Genomic DNA, 19,180 nt, shown 5'->3' with positions numbered 1-19,180 from the left:
GCTCAGGCCACCGAACGGCGTGGCTTCAGCGGCACGACCTTGGTGGCGTCCTCGGCGCGGCGGGCCAGCACCCGGTCGATGCGTGCGAATACATCGCGCATCACCGAGGCTTCCGGCAGCAGGGTCACGCGGAAGTGGTGGCGGTAGGGCACGTTGAAGCTGGAGCCCGGTACCACCAGCACGCCTTCGTTGTTCATCAGGTCCAGGGCGAAGGTGTGGTCGTCGAAGCCCTTGGCGGCGGCGCCGACCACGGCCGGGAACGCGTACAGCGCGCCGGCCGGCGCAACCAGCGAAAGGTGTTCGCTGGCCTCGCAGGCCTCGATCACCGCACGCCGGGTTTCATACAGACGACCGCCGGGGGCGCACAGCTCGGAAATGGTGTCCGGGCCGTTCACCGCCGCGTCGATCGCGTACTGGCCCGGCACGTTGGCACACAGGCGCAGCGCGCTGAGCAGGTCCAGCGCGGCGCGGAAATCGCCCAGGCGCGCATCGTCGCCGCTCAGGTGGGCCCAGCCCACGCGCCAGCCACAGGCACGGTGCACCTTGCTCAGACCGCTGAAGGTCAGGCAGGGGTGATCGCCGGCCAGCGGCGCGACCGGCTGGAACACCGCATCGTCGTACAGGATCTGGTCGTAGATCTCATCGACCAGCAGCAGCAGGTTGTGGCGGCGCGCGATCTCGACCACGCGCTCCAGCAGTTCGCGCGGGTAGCTGGCGCCGCTGGGGTTGTTCGGGTTGATCAGCACGATGGCGCGGGTGCGCGAGGACACCAGCGTCTCGATCTCGGTCGGGTCGGGCTGGAAGCCGTTTTCCGGCGCGCAGCGGTAGTACACCGGGCGGCCGTCGTTGAGGATGGCCGCGGCCGACCACAGCGGGTAGTCCGGCGAGGGCACCAGCACTTCATCACCCGGGTTCAACAGTGCGCGCAGCGACAGGTCGATCAGTTCGCTGACGCCGTTGCCGACGAACACGCGGTCCGGATGCGCATCGGGCGCACCGCGGCGCGCATACGCGGCGGCAATGGCTTCGCGCGCGACCGGCAGGCCCTGCTGGTGGGTGTAGGGGTCGGTACGGCCCATGTCATCGGCAATCGCGCGCTGCAGGTGCTCGGGCGCACGGAAACCAAAGTTGCCGGGGTTGCCGATGTTCAGCTTGATCAGCTTGCGGCCCTGCGCTTCCAGCTCCCGCGCTCGCCGGGCCAGTTCTCCGCGGATTTCGTAGCGCACTTCGGAAAGGCGCTCGCGGATGGCCAAGGGCTTGGGCGAGGGGGTGGACATGGGGGCTGGGCCGTCGTAAGGCATGGGGCTTCCATCCTACCGGAATTGGTGCAGCGCATGGCAAGGGTGCAGGCCCCGCCGTTGCTGGGCTGGCCGGGTAGAATGGCGGCGATGACCCAGACCCCCGATTTCACCGCCCTGCAGACCATCGGCTGGCCTTGGCCGGGCCCGCCGCAGCAGGCCGACTGGCAGGCCGCCATGGCCGCGCACCCGCAGGCCCGCCCGGCGCGGGTGATCGAACAGCATCGCACCCACTACGTGGTGGCCGATGGCCCGGACGCGTCGATCAAGGCCGAATCGCTGCCGGAATGGCAGCGCCCGCGTTTCCCCAGCCATGAACGACCGGCGGTCGGTGACTGGGTGCTGCTGGACGGCATCCGCATCGTCGCCCTGCTGCCGCGGCGTACCGCGATCAAGCGCGGTGCCGCCGGTGAGCATTACCACCAGCAGGTGATCGCGGCCAACATCGATACGGTGTTCATCGTCTGTGGGCTGGATGCCGACTTCAATCCGCGCCGCATCGAACGCTACCTGCTGCTGGTCGGCGGCGGTGGTGCCGAACCGGTGGTGGTGCTGACCAAGGCCGACCAGACCGAATACAGCGAAGATGCGCTGGCGGTGCTGGAAGAACTGGAAATGCAGGGCATTGCCCTGCACGCGATCAATGGCCTGGATGCCGACAGCGTGGCCGTGCTGAAACCGTGGCTGGGGCCGGGCCGCACGGTGGTGCTGGTGGGATCGTCGGGGGCGGGCAAATCCACCCTGACCAACACCCTGCTGGGCGAGCAGCGCATGAAGACCAATGCGGTGCGCGCCAACGATTCGCGCGGCCGCCACACCACCACCCACCGCGCGCTGATGCCGCTGCCGACCGGCGCCTGCCTGATCGATACGCCCGGCATGCGCGAGCTGAAGCCGACCGGCGAAGAGACGCTGTCCGAGGGGGGCTTTGCCGATATCGAAGCGCTGGCCGAACAGTGCCGCTTCAACGACTGCAAGCACCAGCAGGAACCAGGCTGTGCAGTGCGCGCGGCGATCGATGCCGGCGAAATTGAAGAAAGCCGCCTGCTGAACTACTTCAAGTTGAAGGAAGAAGTCGCCGCGGCCGCAGCGAAGCTGGCCGTGCGCCAGGCCGAGACCGCGCAGGAACGCGGCGGCAAGAAGGGCAAGGGCCAGCAGTTCCGCCCGGCCAGCAAACCGCGCCGGCGCTGATCGCGCGCGGCGGGGTCGGATCCCATTGCACCGCAACGGGCTCTGACCCCTGCAATGAACTGCAACGGCCTGCTCCTGGTGGATGCAAACTGCCGACTCCTGGTAGGTGCCAACCTTGGTTGGCACGAATGTTTCCGCAGCCCGCCTTCGGCGCGTGCCAACCAAGGTTGGCACCTGCCGGGGGTCCGCCTCTGCCTGCTCTTGGTTGGCACGAATCTGTTCGTAGCCCTCGGTCGGCGCGTGCCAACCAAGGTTGGCACCTACCAAAGCAAGGGCAGGGCGCTATAGTCCGCCCATGGAACCCACCACAATGCTGGACCCCGATGTGGCCCACCATGCCGCGCTCGATGCGCGCCTGGTCGAGGCTGTCGGCGGCATCCGCCTGCTGGGGCTCACCAGTTGGCCGGCCACCGTGCAGGCGCCGTTCCTGGCCAGCGTGGCACGCGGCCAACCGGTGCTGCCGCAGGTTGATTACCCACGGCTGGATTTCAGCGAAGAACGCCGCGCACTGGATGCCATCAGCCGCGCGTGCGACGAAAGCCATCCGTTGGGGCACTACGTGCGGCAGTCCGCGCAGAGCTGGGACCTGGCCGCGCAGCTGCTGGAAGGATTGGGCACCTCCACCGTTGACCGCTGTTCGGTGCAGTTGTTCGGCGCACCCGAGCAGCCGTTGCCGGGCAACGGCCCCAGCACGCGCGATGCAGCGCGGCACTTCATCCAGATCGCCGCGGAACTGGACCACGAACTGCTGGCCCCGGAAGAACAGGTGCCCGTGTCGGCCATCGCGCTGCAGCTGCAGTTGCAGAACGATCTGGACGCCTTCTTCGAATCACGCATCATCCAAGTGCAACTGGACCCGGATCTGGTGTCTAAGGCCGCAGCTGGTCCGACCCGCATCCGCCTGCGCACCACCGCGCGCTTCAGTGCCTACGACCGCGCGCAGCTGTTCCACCACGAAGCGCTGGTGCATTCGCTCACCGCCTTGAACGGGCGCGAGCAGCCGGTGCTGCCCAGCCTGGGCCTGTCCTCGCCACGGGTGACCGCTACCCAGGAAGGCCTGGCCACGTTTGCCGAACAGATCACCGGCAGCATCGATATCGAACGATTGAAGCGCATCAGCCTGCGCACCGAGGCCATTGCAATGGCACGCGAGGGCGCCGATTTCATCGAGGTCTACCGCTACTTCTGCGATGCCGGGCAGAACCCGGAAGAAAGTTTCGCCTCGGCCCAGCGCGTGTTCCGCGGCGTACCGCCCAGCGGCGGCCTGGCCTTCACCAAGGACACCGTGTATCTGCGCGGCCTGGTGTCGGTGCATACCTTCTTCCGCCACATGCTGGCCCAGGATCGCCTGCAGGTCTGCCGCTGGTTGTTTGCCGGCAAGATGAGCCTGACCGACGCCATCGCCTTCGCACCGCTGTTTGAAGCCGGCGTACTGAAACCCCCACGCTGGCTGCCGCACTGGGTCAGCCGCGCCAACGGCCTGGCCGGCATGCTGGCGTTCTCGCTGTTCGCCAACCGCATCCGCATGGACCAGCTGGCGCCAGAGTAAATGGCGTACGACAGCAGTAGATCCACGCCATGCGTGGATGAACCCGTCAAACATCGATAAACAAAATGGGGTCAGAGCCCGTTGCCACGCAACGGGATCCGACCCCGTGCCGTTCCAACAGCTCGCGGCCAACTGTCGAAGGCGGGGTGGGTCCGGTTGCGGGGGCGTGAGCCGCATGGATGCGGCGACCGAGCCTGCATGGACGTATTCACGGCGTCCCCCGCAACCGGACCCACCCCGCCCTCCCACGGAATGCACGCTTTTGACGTTGCAGTGAGCAGGTGCAGGGCGGCAGCCCTGCCGACACTCCCACCCCCACAAACGAGACGCGCGTCACCGCCCGCAGCACGCGCGCCGCTTCGTAAACAACCTTTCATCTTCCATTCGCATAGTGGCGGCGCGCCGCGCGCAGACGCGCCGGTCTTCCCCCATGCAATGGACTCACATGCAGACCCGATACCTGACGATTGCCGTGGCGATCGCCCTCTCCGCCGCCGCCAGCACCCATGCCGCCGAAACTGCCGACGCCAGCACCGATGCCGCGCTGAGCGCGCAGACGCTGGATACCGTTTCCGTGATCGGCCAGGGCGAAACCCGCCAGGTGCAGCGCATCACCGCCGTCGACAAGCAGGTGCTGCCGCCGGGCACCAGCGGCCAGAAGATCCTCGACCGCTTGCCGGGCGTATCGGTGCAATCCAACGATGCGTTCGGCGCCAATGAAGAATCGCAGACCATCAGCCTGCGCGGCTTTGACAAGAGCCGCCTGGGCTACACGCTCGATGGCATTCCACTGGGCGACAACAGCTACGGCAACTACAACGGCCTGAGCATCGCCCGCGCGATCATTGCCGAAAACCTGGCCGGCGCTGAACTGTCGCAGGGCATCGGCTCGCTGGGCGTGGCCTCCACCAGCAACCTGGGCGGCACCATCCAGTACTTCTCGATGGACCCGTCCACCGAATTCGGTGGGCGCGCCAGCATCACCGTGGGTGATGACAACCAGCGCCGCGGCTACCTGCGCGTGGATACCGGCGATATCAACGGCTTCTCGGCCTACGTGTCCGGCGTGCACCAGGACCAGGACATGTGGGCCGCGCCGTACCAGAACCAGACCACCCGCCAGTTCAATGCCAAGGCCGTATGGAACGTGGGCGACCATCGCTTCGGTGCGTTCGTGGCGACCTCGCGCGCCAGCCAGGCCAACTATGCCTACCTGTCCAAGGACATGCTGGCGCGTGGCCTGGGCTGGGACTGGAACATCTACGCACCGGACTGGGACCGTGCTGTCGCCGCAGCCTATTGCGCGCCGGGCACTCGAGATCCGGCCAAGTGCGCTTTCAGTGGTGGCGTCAACAGCATCGACGATGCCTACTACCAGAGCCGCGCGCTGCGCGATGACAATCTGTACTCGGTCGATGCCGATCTTCGCCTGGGCGAGCAGGGCCGCCTGAAGCTGATGGCCTACCACCACGACAACCGTGGCCAGGGCCACTGGTGGGCGCCGGGCCAGCCGTCGTACCCGGGCACCGACCGCATGCTGCCGATCTCGATCCGCAGCACCAACTACACCATCAACCGCGATGGCCTGACCGCCGCGCTGTCGTGGACGGTGGGCATCCACGAGCTGGAAGCCGGCCTGTGGTACGAGCAGAACGACCATAACGTGTCGCGCAATTTCTACTACATCAGCGGGCCGTTCCTGGACGATCTGTACCTGCAGAACCCCGACCGCCTGCTGTTCAACCAGGATTTCGACATCCGCACGCAGCAGTTCTACGTGCAGGACCGCATGCGCTTCCTCGACCAGCGCCTGACCGTGGACGTGGGCCTGAAGAGCCCGAACACCCGCATGCGCGCCACCGCCAAGGGCGGCGTGGAAACCAGCATCGCCTCCGGCACGCTCACCGCCAAGGAATCGGTGCTGCCGCAGCTGGGCGTGGGCTTCAAGCTCAACGCCAACAACGAGCTGTTCGCTTCGTACGCGGAAAACATCGCCGCGTTCGTGGGCGGTGGCAGCGGCGGCCCGCTGCAGGTGTCGCCGGAATCGTTCGCGGCCAGCGCCGGCCTGGAGCCGGAAAAGTCCAAGAGTCTGGAAGCCGGCTTCCGTACGTTCGGTGAGAAGTACCAGGCCTCCATCGCCGCCTACAACGTGAAGTTCGACAACCGCCTGCTGTCGTTGAATCCGTGCTCGAGCATCGAAGTCGGCACGCGCCCCGAGTGCGTGACGCGCTTCATCAACGTCGGTTCGGTGAAGAGCCATGGTGCCGAGCTGACCTTCATCCTCAAGCCCATCGATGGCCTGCAGTGGTACAACGCGCTGTCCTGGAACAAGACCACCTACGAGGATGACTACACCTCCGGCGGTGCGATCGTGCCGGTGGCCGGCAAGATCACCGTGGACACGCCGCAGCGCATGGCGTCCAGCGAGATCAGCTGGAACCGTGATGGCTTCTTCGCCAGCCTGCGCGCCAAGTACACCGGCAAGCGCTACTACACCTACACCAACGACCAGTCGGTGCCGGGCGTGACCACCTTCGATGCCGGCGCTGGTTATGACTTCGGCCCCGGCCTGGGCCTGCGCAACGTGCGTGTTTCCTTGAACGCCACCAACCTGACCAACAAGCGCTACGCCGGCCAGTTTAGTTCGTTCGCACCCACCGACCCGAACGGCACGCGCTATGCGATCCACGCCAGCGCACCGCGCCAGGTGTTCATGACCGTCGCTGCCGAGTTCTGATGCGATGGGGTCAGAGTCCTTTCGCGCGCGAAAGGGATCTGACCCCGATTCGGGGCATGGCCGGGGTCGGATCCCTTTCGCCTTTGAAAGGGCTCTGACCCCGGTGCAAGGGGCCGCTAGACTGCACGGGCACTGAGCAACGGACACCCCACGTGACCCCCGACGACTACCACGCGTCCTGCAGCCGCCTGCTGCAGGACTACCTGCACACCGCTTCGCCCGAACAACGCCACATCTATGTTGCACGGCGCAACTACGACGACAGCCCCGACGTGCTGGCCTGGCTGGCAGAGCAACGCGATCTGGACCGTGCCACGGCACTGCTGATGCACGCATCGCTGGGCGCAGGCCGGTTCGCCCAGTACGCAGACGCCAGCGAGGTGCCTGGCCACGAGCAGGAGGCGTACGCGCTGGTCCGTCGCATCGAGCAGCGGTGCCTCGATGGCTTCTACGCCGACCATGGGCTGGACTTCGATCCGTTTGCCGAGGCGGTCGATGATGCGTACGACGATGGCCTGCCGTTCCTTATCGCGCAGCAGTTGCACGATCTGGCCGCGGCGTTTGAACCCGAACGCGGCCCGGCACTCGGTGATGCCACCGCAGGTGATGTCGATATCTGGGCGGAGGTCGTGCCCCCAGCACTCTCACCCGTAGCAACCGCGTCGGATCCGGGCTGGCCGCTGCTCGTCTCGTTCCTCCAGCAGGCCACGCCGCAGCAGCGCCATCAGCTGATGCTGTTCGCCGACACCCACACCCTGTCCGATGCGCTGCAATGGCTGCTTGAACAGCCGTCGTTGGCCGCATCCAGCGCACTGGCGCTGTACTGGAACCTGGGGGCGTCCTGGTACGTGCCGTTTGCCACGGTCGACGATGTGCCTGCATCGCACCGCCACACCGCCGCGGTGCTGCGTGGCATCGAACAACGGCTGGCCGAGGGCGGCTACGCTGACCAGGGCCTGGGCTTCGACCTGGCGCAGAACCGGCCACGCTTCCCGGCCCGTTGGCCCGGCCGGCCGGTGCTGCGCGCGATTCCCGAGGCGATGTGGTTGCCGCGCGACGGCCAGATCGTGGAGGAGTCCGACGAGGTGGATTTCATCTCCGGCCTGCCGGAGGAGGTGGCTGGCGCACTCGCGCAGGCGCGCGGATAGACCGCCGAGCGCATCGGGGTCAGAGCCCTTTCGCATGCGGAAGGGCTCTGACCCCGGGGGCGACCGAGCATCCACGCATGGCGTGGATCTACTGCAACGCGCGGGGGTCAGCCCATGTACAACCCACCATTGACCGCGTAATCGGCGCCGGTCACGTACGAAGCCTCGTCCGATGCCAGCCAGCCCACCAGCCCCGCCACTTCCTCCGGGCGGCCCAGGCGGCGCACCGGCACCGACGCGGCCAGCCGGTCCAGTACATCCGGCGGGAAGCTGCTGATCGCCTGGCTGGCGATGTAGCCGGGCGACAAGGTGTTCACGGTCACCCCGCGCGAGGCCACTTCGGCGGCCAACGCCCGGCTGAAACCGTGCATGGCGGCCTTGGCGGTGGCGTAGTTCACCTGGCCGATCTGCCCCTTGTGGGCGCTGACCGAACCGATGTTGATGACGCGGCCCCAGCCGCGCGTGGCCATGCCATCGACCACCTGCTTGGTCAGGTTGAACAGCGCGTTGAGGTTGGAAGCGATCACCGCGTTCCAGTCCTCCACGGTCATCTGCCGGAACAGCAGGTCACGGCTGCCGCCGGAGTTGTTCACCAGCACATCGACCTCGCCCACTTCGGCGCGCACCTTGGCAAACGCAGCGCTGGTGGAGGCCCAGTCGGTGGCGTTGCCTTCCGATGCGATGAAGTCAAAGCCCTGTTCGCGCTGTTCGCGCAGCCAGTTCGCCTTGCGCGGCGAGTTCGGTGCGCAACCGGCCACCACGGTGTGGCCGGAACGGGCCAGGCCCTGGCAGATGGCAGTACCCACGCTGCCCATGCCGCTGGTGACATATGCAATTCGAAGCGTCATTGCAGAAAACTCCCTGGTACGTGGATCAGGCGGCGAGGGGATACAGGGCAAACAGCAGGCCACCGGCCATCAACAGCAGCGAGATGGCGATCGCCCACTTCAGCGTGAACTTCTGGTGGTCGGCGAATTCAACCTTGGCCAGGCCCACCAGCAGGTAGGTGGACGGCACCAGCGGGCTGAGCAGGTGCACCGGCTGCCCGGCCAGCGACGCGCGGGCCATTTCCACCGGGGTGATGCCGTAGTTGCCGGCGGCCTCGGACAGGATCGGCAGCACGCCGAAGTAGAAGGCGTCGTTGGACATGAAGAAGGTGAACGGCATCGAGGCCAGCGCGGTGATCACCGCCAGGTACGGGCCCCAGGCATCGGGAATGATCGCCAGGAAGCTGTGCGACATCGCCTCGACCATGCCGGTATTGTTCAGGATGCCGGTGAAGATGCCCGCGGCGAAGATCAGCGATACCACCGACAGCACGTTGCCGGCATGGTTGACCACGCGGCGGCGCTGCTCGGCCAGGTTCGGGTAGTTGATGACCAGGGCAATGGCGAAGCCGACCATGAACAGCACCGGCATCGGCAGCACGCCGATGATCAGCGCGGTCATCAGGGCCAGGGTCAGGGCCAGGTTCACCCACAGCAGCTTCGGTCGCTTGATGTCCTCGGCGTCTTCCACCGACGGCAGTGCGGTGTTGTCGTCCGACACCGTGCTGTCCATCCAGCTGCCACCCTGCGGCAGGGTGACCACGCCCAGGCGACGGCGTTCCTTCATGCCCAGGTACCAGGCCAGCACCAGCACACCGGCGCAGGCGATCACCATTGACGGAATGAGCGGCACGAACACATCGGCCGGGTCTACGTGCAGCGCGGTGGCGGCACGTGCGGTGGGCCCGCCCCACGGGGTCAGGTTCATCACGCCGCCGGCCAGGATGGTCACGCAGGTCATGTTCAGCGCGCTCATGCCCAGACGCTGGTACAGCGGCAGCATGGCCGACACGGTGATCATGTAGGTGGTCGAGCCATCGCCATCGAGCGAGATCAGCATGGCCAGCACCGCGGTGCCAAGCACGATCTTCATCGGATCGCCCTTCACGAAGCGCAGGATCACCCGCACCAGCGGATCGAACAGGCCCGCATCGATCATCACCCCGAAGTACAGGATGGCGAACATCAGCATCACGCCGGTGGGTGCGATCTTCTTGATGCCTTCCAGCATCATTTCGTCGATGTTGGCACCGAAGCCGCCCAGCAGGGCGAAGATGATCGGAATGGTGATCAGGGCGACCAGCGGCGACAGTCGTTTGCTCATGATCAAGTACATGAACGTAATGACCATGCCAAAGCCGAGGATGCTCAGCATCATCTGCGGACTCCTAATGAAGACAGGACGTGGGGAAGGGAAAGGGAAGGGGGAGGCTTAGAAGTCGAACTGCAGGCGGCCGGTGACCGCGCGCGTGCGGTCCACCGTGATGCCGGCCAGGCGGTCGCGGTTGCGGCTCTCGATCACGTTCAACATGAAGCGCAGGTTGTCGCGCAGGTACCAGTTACCGCCCAGCGTCCAGGCTTCGGTGCTGCCGCGGCGCAGGTCCGGCGCGCCATCCAGGTGCTGTGCGCCCCACATCTGGTCGTAGCGCAGCGCCACTTCGAAGGCGCCGGCCTTGTGGCGGATGTCCTTCACGCGGGCGAAGCGGCCGGTCTTGCGGTCGTAGGCACGGCTTTCGCCGGTCACGAACCAGCTCAGCATGCCGTAGGCCGCCATCACGTCGCCGCGCTGCGCACCGTCATCGAACGTGGCGCCACTGAATTCGCCCTGCCAGGACAGCGGGCCGCGCACCTGCGCGTATTCCAGCGACCACTTGTTGACGTCGGTATCGCGGCCGGCGGAGAAGTCGACCAGGGTCAGGCGGCTTTCATCGGACAGGTGGCCGGCCGGGCGCGGGCGGATCTTCAGCCCAGGGGCACCGCTTGCGCCAGGGTTGTCGTAGGCCTCGCGGGCCAGCGACAGGCCCAGGTGCAGCACGTCGCCATCGCGGGGGGCCGGGGCCCAGGTCACGCGACCACCGGCGGCGCGGCCCTTCACCTGCCAGGCGTCGATGCTTTCCAGGCTGTAGACGCTGGCCGCCCAGGTGAAATCGCCCGGATTGGCCTGCCAGGACGCGCCCAGGCGGTACAGCGGCGCCAGCGTGGTGCCGGCGTTGCCACGCTCCAGAAAGCTGCCGTAGTTGGAACCGGTGCGGTCGTCCAGCGAGAAGTACTGCTTGAACTGGCCCACGGTCAGGCGGCCGGCGCTGCCGAAGCCGCGGCTCAGGTAGACGTCCTTGGCCTCCACGCGGTCGCCGGAAAAGTCCGCTTCCATCTTGTAATCGACCACGAAGAACTTGCCCGACACATCCAGCCAAGCGCGGCGTACTTCGGTGTCGTCCTTGTTCGGGGTGCCGCGGTCGTCGTTGTCGAACGTGGCGAAATCCAGGTGCAGGCGGCCGCCGACGGTGGCGGTGACCGGCCGGTCGTCCTCGGCAAAGGCCGGCGCGGCCAGCGCAGCCAGGGCCATCATGGCGGCGGGGCGCTGCCAGGCAAACTTCAATTCCACAAACCCTCCCAGGTGCGCGCCAGGCGCGCGGCAATCGTGGGCACCGGATGGTGCGCGGCCGCAGTCTGGGTTGCGGTAGCTGTCATCGTCCTGTCAGCGGTTTGTGCGGTGCAGCGTAAACGCGGCCGCCGCGCCCCCGGTAGCGCCGGGCCATGCCCGGCGGAATGCACCCGCCACACGCCATCGCGCCGCACGCGGTAGCATTCGCTTCCCCCCCGCGTCCCTCTGTTCCCGCCGATGCGCCTGCTGCTGGTCGAAGACAACCCGGACCTGGCCGATGCCATCATCCGCCGCATGCGTCGCAGTGGGCATGCCGTGGACTGGCAGGCCGACGGCCTGGCCGCCGCCAGCGTGCTGCGCTACCAGAGCTTCGATCTGGTGGTGCTGGATATCGGCCTGCCCAAGCTGGATGGCCTGCGTGTGCTGGCCGGCATGCGCGAACGCGGCGACAGCACCCCGGTGCTGATGCTGACCGCGCGCGATGGCATCGAAGACCGCGTACAGGCGCTCGACGTGGGCGCCGACGACTACCTGGGCAAACCCTTCGATTTCCGCGAATTCGAAGCGCGTTGCCGCGTGCTGCTGCGCCGTGCGCGCGGCCAGGCCAGCGAAGTGGTGCAGGTGGGCGGCTTCCAGTTCGACAACGCCGCCCATCGCGTCACCCTGGACGGGGAACCGATCGAACTGCCCAATCGCGAATACCGTCTGCTGGAAATCCTGGTGGGCCGCATGGGCCAGGTGGTGGGCAAGGATGAGATCGGCAACGGCCTGTTCGGCTTCGATGACGAGGCCGGCCCGAACGCCATCGAGCTCTATGTGGGGCGCCTGCGCAGGAAGCTGGCTGACGCACCGGTGCGCATCACCACCGTGCGCGGCGTGGGTTATCTGCTGGAACCCACCGACGGCGGCAATGACGGCGATGGCTGAGCTGCGCGCCACGGCGCCGGGTTCCCTGCGGCGCACGCTGCTGTTGTATCTGGGCGGATTGCTGGCGGTGTTCGCGGTGGCCCTGTTGTTCGCCGCGCGCGACTATGGCCAGCGCGCCGCCAACCGTTCCTACGACCACCTGCTGGTGTCCTCGGCGCTGTCGATTGCCGATTCGGTGGCGTTGGTCGATGGCCAATGGCAGGTGGACCTGCCCTATGCCGCGCTGGACCTGCTGTCGATGGCCGCCGAGGACCGCGTGTTCTACCGGCTGACCGACAGCCGCGGCAACCTGATCACCGGCTACGGTGACCTGCCCGCGCCGCCGCGCCGCCCGGGCCTGCAGCCGCAGTTGTTCGATGCCGCATACAGCGGCGAAACCGTGCGCTTCGTGGTGGTCAGCCGCAGTTTCGCGGCGGCGTCTGCGCAGGGCGATGTGCAGGTGCAGGTGGGCCAGACCCGGCGTGCGCGCGAAGCGCTGGCGCAGGACATGGTCAACCGCGCCCTGCTGGCCATCGGCGTGTTGTCCGGCCTGCTGCTGGCCCTGGTGGCCTTCGGCGTGCACCGTGCGTTCCGCCCGCTGGTGCGTGTGGAACGCGAGTTGTCGCGGCGCGAGCCGTCCGACCTGAAACCTCTGGATGCGCGCGTGCCGCGCGAAATGGACCAGATGGTCGCTGCCCTGAACCGCTTCATGGAGCGCCTGTCCAGCAGCAACGAAACGCTGCGCGCGTTCATGGCCGAGGCCGCGCACCAGATGCGCACCCCCCTGGCGGCGCTGCGCGCGCAGGCGCAATTGGCGCTGGACGATGATGATCCGCAGGACATGCGCCGCAGCCTGCTTGCGATCGAACGCAATGCCACGCACATGAGCCGCCTGCTGAACCAGCTGCTGAGCGATGCCAGCGTGATCCATCGCTCGCACCTGCAGCGCTTTGCGGCCGTGGACCTGGCCGAGACCGTGCACCAGGCCCTGCATGAAGCGCTGCCGCAGGCGGGGCCGGCGCCACGCGTGCAGTTGGCCATGACCGCCGAACCGGTGCAGGTGCAAGGCGATGCGCTGCTGCTGCGCGAGGCCATCAAGAACCTGGTCGACAACGCACTGAAGTACGGTGGCGACGGCGCGCTGCAGATCGCCCTGACCGTGGAAGGCGGGCAGGCCGTGCTGACCATTGCCGACCATGGCCCCGGCATCGCCGCGGCCGATGCCGGGCGCGTGTTCGAACGCTTTGCGCGTGGCGAGGGCGCGGCGGCCGGCGGCGCCGGCCTGGGCCTGGCCATCGTCAAGCGCGTGGTGGACAGCCACAACGGCCACATCGACCTCAGCAAGCGCCCCCAGGGCGGCCTGGTGGCCACCATCCGCCTGCCCCGGAGTACCGCATGATCCGCCTGTTCGCCGCCGCGCTGGCGCTGTTGTTGGCTGCCCCCGTACTGGCTGCGCCCGGCGATGTACGGCGCTTTCCCGCGCAGGGCGCGGCGACCGCGCAGCTGCGCATCCACGGCACCACCGATATCGAAGTGTTTGCCGAGGTCATCGCCGATTACCAGCGCCTGCATCCCGGCACTACGGTGGTCTACGAAGACATCATCACCCAGGACCTGTACGCGCGTTACCTGCACGACCGCAGTGGCCCGGATTCGCCGGACCTGCTGATTTCCAGCGGCATGGACCTGCAGACCAAGCTGGTGAACGATGGCCACGCGGTGCCGCACCGCTCGGCGCAGACCGCTGCACTGCCGGCCTGGGCGCAATGGCGCAGCGAGGCCTTCGGTATCAGCTACGAACCGGTGGTGATGGTCTACAACACGCGTGCATTGCCGGCGGCCAAGGCGCCGCGCACGCGCCGGCAACTGCTGGACCTGCTGCGTGCCGAGGGCCTGCCGCTGCGTGGCAAGGTCGGTACCTACGATATCGAACGCAGCAGCGTGGGCTACTTGCTGGCCACCCAGGATGCGCAGCGTGGCAGCATCGCCGGCGCGCTGCTGGGCGCGCTCGGCGACAACGCGGTGGTGCGTGAAGAACGCACCGGCGTGCTGCTGGACCAGGTGGCCAGTGGCCAGTTGTCGCTGGTCTACAACGTGCTGGGCTCGTATGCGCAGGCGCGCATCGATGCCGGCGCGCCGCTGGCCATCGTGGAACCCGAGGACTACACCCTGGTGGTGCTGCGCACGGCAGTGATTCCGCGCACCGGCGCGCACCCGGAAGAGGCCGGGCGCTTCCTCGATTACCTGCTGTCGCCGCGTGGCCAGCAGGTGCTGTCACGCGAGGCGCGGCTGATGCCGATCGTGACCGGCAACACGCGCAGCGACGATGCGCCCGGCCGCAGTCGCCGCCCGATCCAGCTTGGCCCGGGGCTGCTGGTCTACCTGGATGCGCTGAAGCGCCGCCAGTTCCTGGATGCCTGGCGCAGCAGCGTGGAACCGGCCGGGCGCTGAGCCCTTGGGCGCGCCGGGACATGCCCGGCGGATGCGCGGCAGTGCCCGTACAATGGCCCCATGAGCGAATACACCATCCTGATCGCCGATGACCATCCGCTGCTGCGTTCGGCGGTGGTGCAGTCGTTGCGGCAGAGCCTGCCGCTGGCCCAGGTGCGCGAAGTGGCCAGTGCCGATGCACTGGCACAGGCGCTCGACGCCCAACCGGATGTGGACCTGGTGCTGCTGGACCTGACCATGCCCGGCGCGCATGGCTTTTCCGCGCTGTTGCACGTACGTGGCTCACACCCGGACATCCCGGTGGTCATCCTGTCTTCCAACGACCACCCGCGGGTGATCCGCCGCGCCCAGCAGTTCGGCGCCGCCGGTTTCATTCCCAAGTCCGCCCCGGCCGAAACCATCGGCGAAGCGGTGCAGGCGGTACTGGACGGCAGCCTGTGGTTCCCGGCGATGGCGCCGGAGCGCAGCGAATCCGACGCCCTGCTGGCCGCACGCCTGGCCCAGCTCACCCCGCAGCAGTTCCGCGTGCTGCTGTGCCTGGCCGATGGCCTGCTGAACAAGCAGATTGCCTACGAACTGGGCCTGGCCGAAAACACCGTGAAAGTGCATGTGACCGCCATCCTGAAGAAGCTCGAATGCCACAGCCGCACCCAGGCTGCCGTGCTGGTGAAGGCGCTGGAGCCGGAAGGCGACGCGGGCGGGATCTGACCTTTTGCGGTTTGCGGGTCCGGTGGGCCTGCCTTCGGCCGCAAGGATCATTGATCAGCCGCTTTTGTAGAGTCGAGCTTGCTCGACTGGGGGGGCAACAGCAGTCGAGCAAGCTCGACTCTACGAGGCGAAGCAGTCGAGCAAGCTCGACTCTACGAGGCGAAGCAGTCGAGCAAGCTCGACTCTACGCCCGTCAGGCGCTGAGCGACCGCAGGTCGATGCTGGGCCGCATGCGTTCGGTGCCGTCCCATTCGGCAGGCAGGCCGACGCTGGCGAAGGCATCGACGATGGCCTGGCCGATGCGCTCCATGGCCGCGCTGTCGGGCGGGCCCCAGAAGCCAATGGATAGATCACTGGTGCGCTTGGCGCGCTTCATGTCATCGCCGGAATAGAAGCAGAAACCCTTCAGGCCTGCTTCTGTTCCACCGCGGCGCCAGAACAGTTCGTTGGTGTCGTCGGCAGCGTCGTCGCGGGTATCGCCGCATCCGCGGGTGGTGACGATGCCTGCCGATTCCAGGATGGCAAACGCTGCCTCGATCTTCGCCTGCGCCAGCTTCCATGCCGCAGCGGACATCTTCCGGTCCGGCTTGCGCACGACCACCGGGGGGACAACGTGGCCGGTCAGGGCGGACAGCAGGGATTTCACCTGCGGCGACCAGGCGTTTTCCACGGTGTGGTTGCCATGCGCGTCGCGGACATCCGGCTGTGCGCCGGCGTCCACCAGCAGTTGCACTGCCTCGGGCCCGTCTGGCGAGAATTCTGCCGCCAGGAACAGCGCCGTGCGTCCACCCGCGCCCACGTGCTCCAGCGGACTGCCGGCATCGACCAGCAGACGCAGCGTGGCGAGCGTGTGTTCCATCGGCGCGCGGTCCTGGCTGGACGCGGCCCGTTCCAGCGCGGTGAAGCCAAACGCATCCACCGCTTGTACATCCGCGCCTGCGGCGAGAAAGGCTGCGGTGGCCTGCGTGTCGGCGGCCCATGCGGCGGCAAACAGATCAGCGGGGCGCTCGGCCTTGGGGGATTTCGGCACGATCCATCCTTCAAACGTTGCAAAGACCGCCGATTGTAGGCAAGCAGTCGAGCAAGCTCGACGCTACCCCCGATGGCGCAGCAACAGTTGGGTCATCAACGCGCGCAGGGCGGGGGGCCGCACCGGCTTGGGCAGGAAGCCCCAGCCTTGTTCGGCCGCATGTGCCTTCAGGGCTTCATCGCGCTCGGCGGTTACCAAGATCGCCGGTGGCCGCGCCTGCCACAGTCTGCATAGCGCTTCGTACAGATCCGGGCCGTGCCACTGGCCCATGCGCACGTCCAGCAACAGCAGCTGCGGCACGTTCAGCGCGCTGGCGATTTCCAGCGCGCCCTGCGGGCCGTCGGCCAGTTCCACGTTGCAGCCCCAGCGTTCCAGCAGGGCGCGGGTGGCGGCGCATACGCGCGGATCATCGTCGATGCTCCACACCCGGCACTGCCGCAGCGGGCTGTCGTCGGTCAGCTCGGCGGCCATCACCGGTGCCGGCGCCGGTGCCGCCACGTCTTCGGCCTGCCCCAGCGGCACGCTGACCGCGAACACGCTGCCCTTGCCCAGGGTGGAGCGCAGGCTGATGCGGTGGCCCAGCAGGCGGCCGATGCGTTCAACGATGGCCAGGCCCAGGCCCGCGCCCCGTTCCTGTTCCACGCCGTCGTTCAAGCGGCGGAATTCCTCGAAGATCTCACCCTGCAGGCTTTCCGGAATGCCCGGGCCCTGGTCGTGCACTTCGATGCGCAGATGCTCGCCCACGCGCCGACAGCCGATTAGCACGCGCCCGCGCGGGGTGTAGCGCAGCGCGTTGGACAGGAAGTTCTGCAGGATGCGGCGCAGCAGCGCTTCATCGCTCACCACGATGGCGCGCGTATCCACCCAGTGCAGGTGCAGGCCACGGCTCTGCGCGGCCATGCCGAATTCACGGGCCAGGGTTTCCAGCAGCGGCGACAGCGCGAACGCGCGTACCCGCGTCTGCAGCGCACGCGATTCCAGTCGCGAAATATCCAGCAGGCTGTTGAGGATGGCGTCCTGCGCGGCCAGGGCCGCATCCACGTGTTCGCTCAGTTCGCGTGCATCACCGCTCAAGCGGCCGCGCAGCACCGACACGAACATGCGCGCGGCATTCAACGGCTGCAGCAGGTCATGCACGGCCGAGGCCACGAAGCGGGTCTTGTAGCGGTTGGCCTGCTCGGCCTCGCGGCGCGCTTCGTCCAGATCGTGGGTGCGTTCGGCCACGCGGTGTTCCAGCGCGTCGGCCAGCGAGCGCAGCTCGCGCGCGGCGTTCTTGTAGCTGGTGATGTCCGCGTAGCTGGTGACGAAGCCGCCGTCGGGCAGGGGATTGCCGCGGATCTCAAGCACGGTACCGTCGTCTTTCTCGCTTTCGCGCATGTGCGGGCGGCCGCTGCGCAGGTGGTTCAGGCGGCGCTCGATGGCCTCGTCGATCGGCCCCGGGCCGAGCAGGCCGCGGCGGGCATTGAAGCGGAACAGTTCTTCGATCGGCCGGCCCACCCGCACCAGCCCCGCCGGGAAGCGGAACAGTTCGACGTAGCGCGAATTCCAGGCCACCAGGCGCTGTTCGCGGTCGATCACCACCACGCCCTGCGGCAGGTGTTCCAGGCTGCGACTGAGCCCGCTGTCGGCATCGGTGGCTGCCTGCAGCAGGCCATCCTGGGCGGTGCGCAGTTCCTGCGCGTGCTGCTTCAGCAGTGTTTCCAGTTCGCGGCGGCTGCGCTGGCGGTGCTTGGACAAGCGCCGGCGCTGCTGCACGAACAGCACCAGGAAGCCCAGCGCCAGCCAGGCGGCGGCACCGGCAATGGCTGCACCGCGGCCGGCACTGCCCGCAGCACTTGCATCGTGCAGCAGGTGCAGGCTCCAGTCTTCGTCCTCCAGCGCCAAGCTCTGCCACAGCATCGGCGTGGCCAGCGCCGGGTCCAGCAGGCGCACCATGCGCCCGCCATCGGCCAGTACGTCTTCGGTACGCACCCGCAGCGGCTGCAGGGAACGGTCGGCGTACTGGCGCGCGGCCAGCATTTCGCGGCGCTCGCTCGCACCCAGCGGGCGCAGCAGGCGGTAGCGCCAGGCATCGCGGTTGGCCAGGAACACCACATCGTGGTTGTCGCTGGCCAGCACCACGTCGGGGCTGCTCAGCCATTCCTGTTCCAGCGCCGACAGCTCGATCTTGATCACGATCACGCCGATGCGCTGGCCGTGTGCATCCACGATCGCTTCGGACATGAAATAGCCCGGCACGTTGGTGGTCATGCCGATGCCGTAGAAGCGGCCGCGGCCGTGGGCCATGGCCTGCTGGTAGTACGGGCGGTAGCTGTAGTCCTCGCCCACGTTGCTGGCCGGTTCGCTCCAGTTGCTGGCGGCCACGGCCACGCCGTCGCGGCCGACCAGGGTGAGCGTGGAAGTACGGGTGACCTGGTTGGCGCGCTGCAGCTTCAGGTTCAGGCGCTGCCGCTCGGTTGCCGACAGCGGCGCCTGCAGGGCCTGCAGCAGGTCCGGGTCCAGGGCCATCACCTGCGGCAATGTGCCGAAGCGGTCGATGCGCTGTTGCAGGCCCTGCCCATACAACTGCAGCTGGCGCTGCACCTGGGCGCTTTCGGTGGCCAGCGCGCGGCGCCAGGCGTAGTGGCCGGCCGCGACCGCGCACAGCACCGTACCGCCGATCATCACCAGCAGGGTCAGCAACAGCAGGCGGTGGCGGCTGAGCCAGTACATGGCGGCAGTCTACGCAGG

The 19,180-nt window shown here is 67.6% G+C and carries 14 protein-coding genes; 8 read left to right on the top strand and 6 right to left on the bottom strand.

Annotation, left to right across the window (positions count from 1 at the left end; all coding sequences use genetic code 11):
- Nucleotides 1–2: 2 nt before the first annotated feature.
- Entirely contained in the window at nt 3–1,277 is a 1,275-nt protein-coding gene (locus tag C1933_RS16405) for a pyridoxal phosphate-dependent aminotransferase (protein ID WP_026347275.1), read from the bottom strand.
- Between the two features lie 111 nt (nt 1,278–1,388).
- Here C1933_RS16405 and rsgA point away from each other — a divergent pair, with 111 nt between their 5' ends.
- The 4 genes from rsgA to C1933_RS16385 all read left to right on the top strand — a co-directional run bounded on the left by rsgA (nt 1,389) and on the right by C1933_RS16385 (nt 7,923).
- Nucleotides 1,389–2,489: a ribosome small subunit-dependent GTPase A gene (rsgA, locus tag C1933_RS16400; protein ID WP_199911378.1), complete on the top strand. Its 1,101-nt coding sequence runs from the start codon at nt 1,389–1,391 to the stop codon at nt 2,487–2,489.
- 295 nt (nt 2,490–2,784) lie between these two features.
- Nucleotides 2,785–4,038, top strand: a complete 1,254-nt coding sequence (locus C1933_RS16395) for a flavohemoglobin expression-modulating QEGLA motif protein (RefSeq protein WP_108754107.1) — start codon at nt 2,785–2,787, stop codon at nt 4,036–4,038.
- A 445-nt stretch (nt 4,039–4,483) separates the two neighbouring features.
- A complete protein-coding gene (locus tag C1933_RS16390; RefSeq protein WP_108754106.1) occupies nt 4,484–6,775 on the top strand; it encodes a TonB-dependent receptor in 2,292 nt (763 codons plus the stop codon).
- 152 nt (nt 6,776–6,927) lie between these two features.
- Entirely contained in the window at nt 6,928–7,923 is a 996-nt protein-coding gene (locus C1933_RS16385) for a DUF4274 domain-containing protein (RefSeq protein ID WP_108754105.1), read from the top strand.
- 107 nt (nt 7,924–8,030) lie between these two features.
- On the opposite strand, the gene phbB is transcribed toward C1933_RS16385, so the two are convergent.
- Genes phbB through C1933_RS16370 form a run of 3 tightly spaced genes read right to left on the bottom strand, consistent with a single transcriptional unit; the run spans nt 8,031 to nt 11,319 of the window.
- Nucleotides 8,031–8,771: an acetoacetyl-CoA reductase gene (gene phbB / locus C1933_RS16380; protein ID WP_108754104.1), complete on the bottom strand. Its 741-nt coding sequence runs from the start codon at nt 8,769–8,771 to the stop codon at nt 8,031–8,033.
- Nucleotides 8,772–8,796: 25 nt separating this feature from the next.
- On the bottom strand, nt 8,797–10,125 hold the full coding sequence (locus C1933_RS16375; RefSeq protein ID WP_108754875.1) for a CitMHS family transporter: 1,329 nt from the start codon (nt 10,123–10,125) through the stop codon (nt 8,797–8,799).
- 57 nt (nt 10,126–10,182) lie between these two features.
- On the bottom strand, nt 10,183–11,319 hold the full coding sequence (locus C1933_RS16370) for a porin (RefSeq protein ID WP_108754874.1): 1,137 nt from the start codon (nt 11,317–11,319) through the stop codon (nt 10,183–10,185).
- Nucleotides 11,320–11,592: 273 nt separating this feature from the next.
- Here C1933_RS16370 and C1933_RS16365 point away from each other — a divergent pair, with 273 nt between their 5' ends.
- Genes C1933_RS16365 through C1933_RS16350 form a run of 4 tightly spaced genes read left to right on the top strand, consistent with a single transcriptional unit; the run spans nt 11,593 to nt 15,420 of the window.
- Nucleotides 11,593–12,282 (top strand): response regulator transcription factor, encoded by a 690-nt coding sequence (locus tag C1933_RS16365; protein ID WP_108751623.1) that lies wholly within the window; start codon nt 11,593–11,595, stop codon nt 12,280–12,282.
- Complete coding sequence (locus tag C1933_RS16360; RefSeq protein ID WP_108754103.1) at nt 12,275–13,660, top strand: sensor histidine kinase; 1,386 nt, start codon at nt 12,275–12,277, stop codon at nt 13,658–13,660. Before C1933_RS16365 ends, C1933_RS16360 begins: the two co-directional genes overlap by 8 nt.
- Complete coding sequence (locus tag C1933_RS16355) at nt 13,657–14,712, top strand: ABC transporter substrate-binding protein (RefSeq protein ID WP_108754102.1); 1,056 nt, start codon at nt 13,657–13,659, stop codon at nt 14,710–14,712. Before C1933_RS16360 ends, C1933_RS16355 begins: the two co-directional genes overlap by 4 nt.
- A 60-nt stretch (nt 14,713–14,772) precedes the next feature.
- On the top strand, nt 14,773–15,420 hold the full coding sequence (locus C1933_RS16350; protein WP_108754101.1) for a response regulator transcription factor: 648 nt from the start codon (nt 14,773–14,775) through the stop codon (nt 15,418–15,420).
- A 193-nt stretch (nt 15,421–15,613) separates the two neighbouring features.
- On the opposite strand, the gene C1933_RS16345 is transcribed toward C1933_RS16350, so the two are convergent.
- Together C1933_RS16345 and C1933_RS16340 are read right to left on the bottom strand one after the other, a co-directional pair.
- On the bottom strand, nt 15,614–16,450 hold the full coding sequence (locus tag C1933_RS16345; RefSeq protein ID WP_108754100.1) for an ankyrin repeat domain-containing protein: 837 nt from the start codon (nt 16,448–16,450) through the stop codon (nt 15,614–15,616).
- 63 nt (nt 16,451–16,513) lie between these two features.
- Entirely contained in the window at nt 16,514–19,162 is a 2,649-nt protein-coding gene (locus C1933_RS16340; protein ID WP_108754099.1) for a PAS-domain containing protein, read from the bottom strand.
- Nucleotides 19,163–19,180 lie beyond the last annotated feature (18 nt).

Origin of the sequence: Stenotrophomonas sp. ZAC14D2_NAIMI4_6 (assembly GCF_003086875.1) — a bacterium.
GTDB lineage: Bacteria > Pseudomonadota > Gammaproteobacteria > Xanthomonadales > Xanthomonadaceae > Stenotrophomonas.
This window is presented reverse-complemented; position numbering and strand designations above follow the sequence as displayed.

What these genes read in the sequence shown, in the direction of transcription:
- phbB (WP_108754104.1), bottom strand. Translation starts at nt 8,771, where the DNA reads ATGACGCTTCGAATTGCATATGTCACCAGCGGCATGGGCAGCGTGGGT.
- C1933_RS16395 (WP_108754107.1), top strand. Translation starts at nt 2,785, where the DNA reads ATGGAACCCACCACAATGCTGGACCCCGATGTGGCCCACCATGCCGCG.
- C1933_RS16365 (WP_108751623.1), top strand. Translation starts at nt 11,593, where the DNA reads ATGCGCCTGCTGCTGGTCGAAGACAACCCGGACCTGGCCGATGCCATC.
- C1933_RS16340 (WP_108754099.1), bottom strand. Translation starts at nt 19,162, where the DNA reads ATGTACTGGCTCAGCCGCCACCGCCTGCTGTTGCTGACCCTGCTGGTG.
- C1933_RS16405 (WP_026347275.1), bottom strand. Translation starts at nt 1,277, where the DNA reads ATGTCCACCCCCTCGCCCAAGCCCTTGGCCATCCGCGAGCGCCTTTCC.
- C1933_RS16375 (WP_108754875.1), bottom strand. Translation starts at nt 10,125, where the DNA reads ATGCTGAGCATCCTCGGCTTTGGCATGGTCATTACGTTCATGTACTTG.
- C1933_RS16355 (WP_108754102.1), top strand. Translation starts at nt 13,657, where the DNA reads ATGATCCGCCTGTTCGCCGCCGCGCTGGCGCTGTTGTTGGCTGCCCCC.
- C1933_RS16350 (WP_108754101.1), top strand. Translation starts at nt 14,773, where the DNA reads ATGAGCGAATACACCATCCTGATCGCCGATGACCATCCGCTGCTGCGT.
- C1933_RS16370 (WP_108754874.1), bottom strand. Translation starts at nt 11,319, where the DNA reads ATGATGGCCCTGGCTGCGCTGGCCGCGCCGGCCTTTGCCGAGGACGAC.
- C1933_RS16390 (WP_108754106.1), top strand. Translation starts at nt 4,484, where the DNA reads ATGCAGACCCGATACCTGACGATTGCCGTGGCGATCGCCCTCTCCGCC.
- rsgA (WP_199911378.1), top strand. Translation starts at nt 1,389, where the DNA reads ATGACCCAGACCCCCGATTTCACCGCCCTGCAGACCATCGGCTGGCCT.
- C1933_RS16360 (WP_108754103.1), top strand. Translation starts at nt 12,275, where the DNA reads ATGGCTGAGCTGCGCGCCACGGCGCCGGGTTCCCTGCGGCGCACGCTG.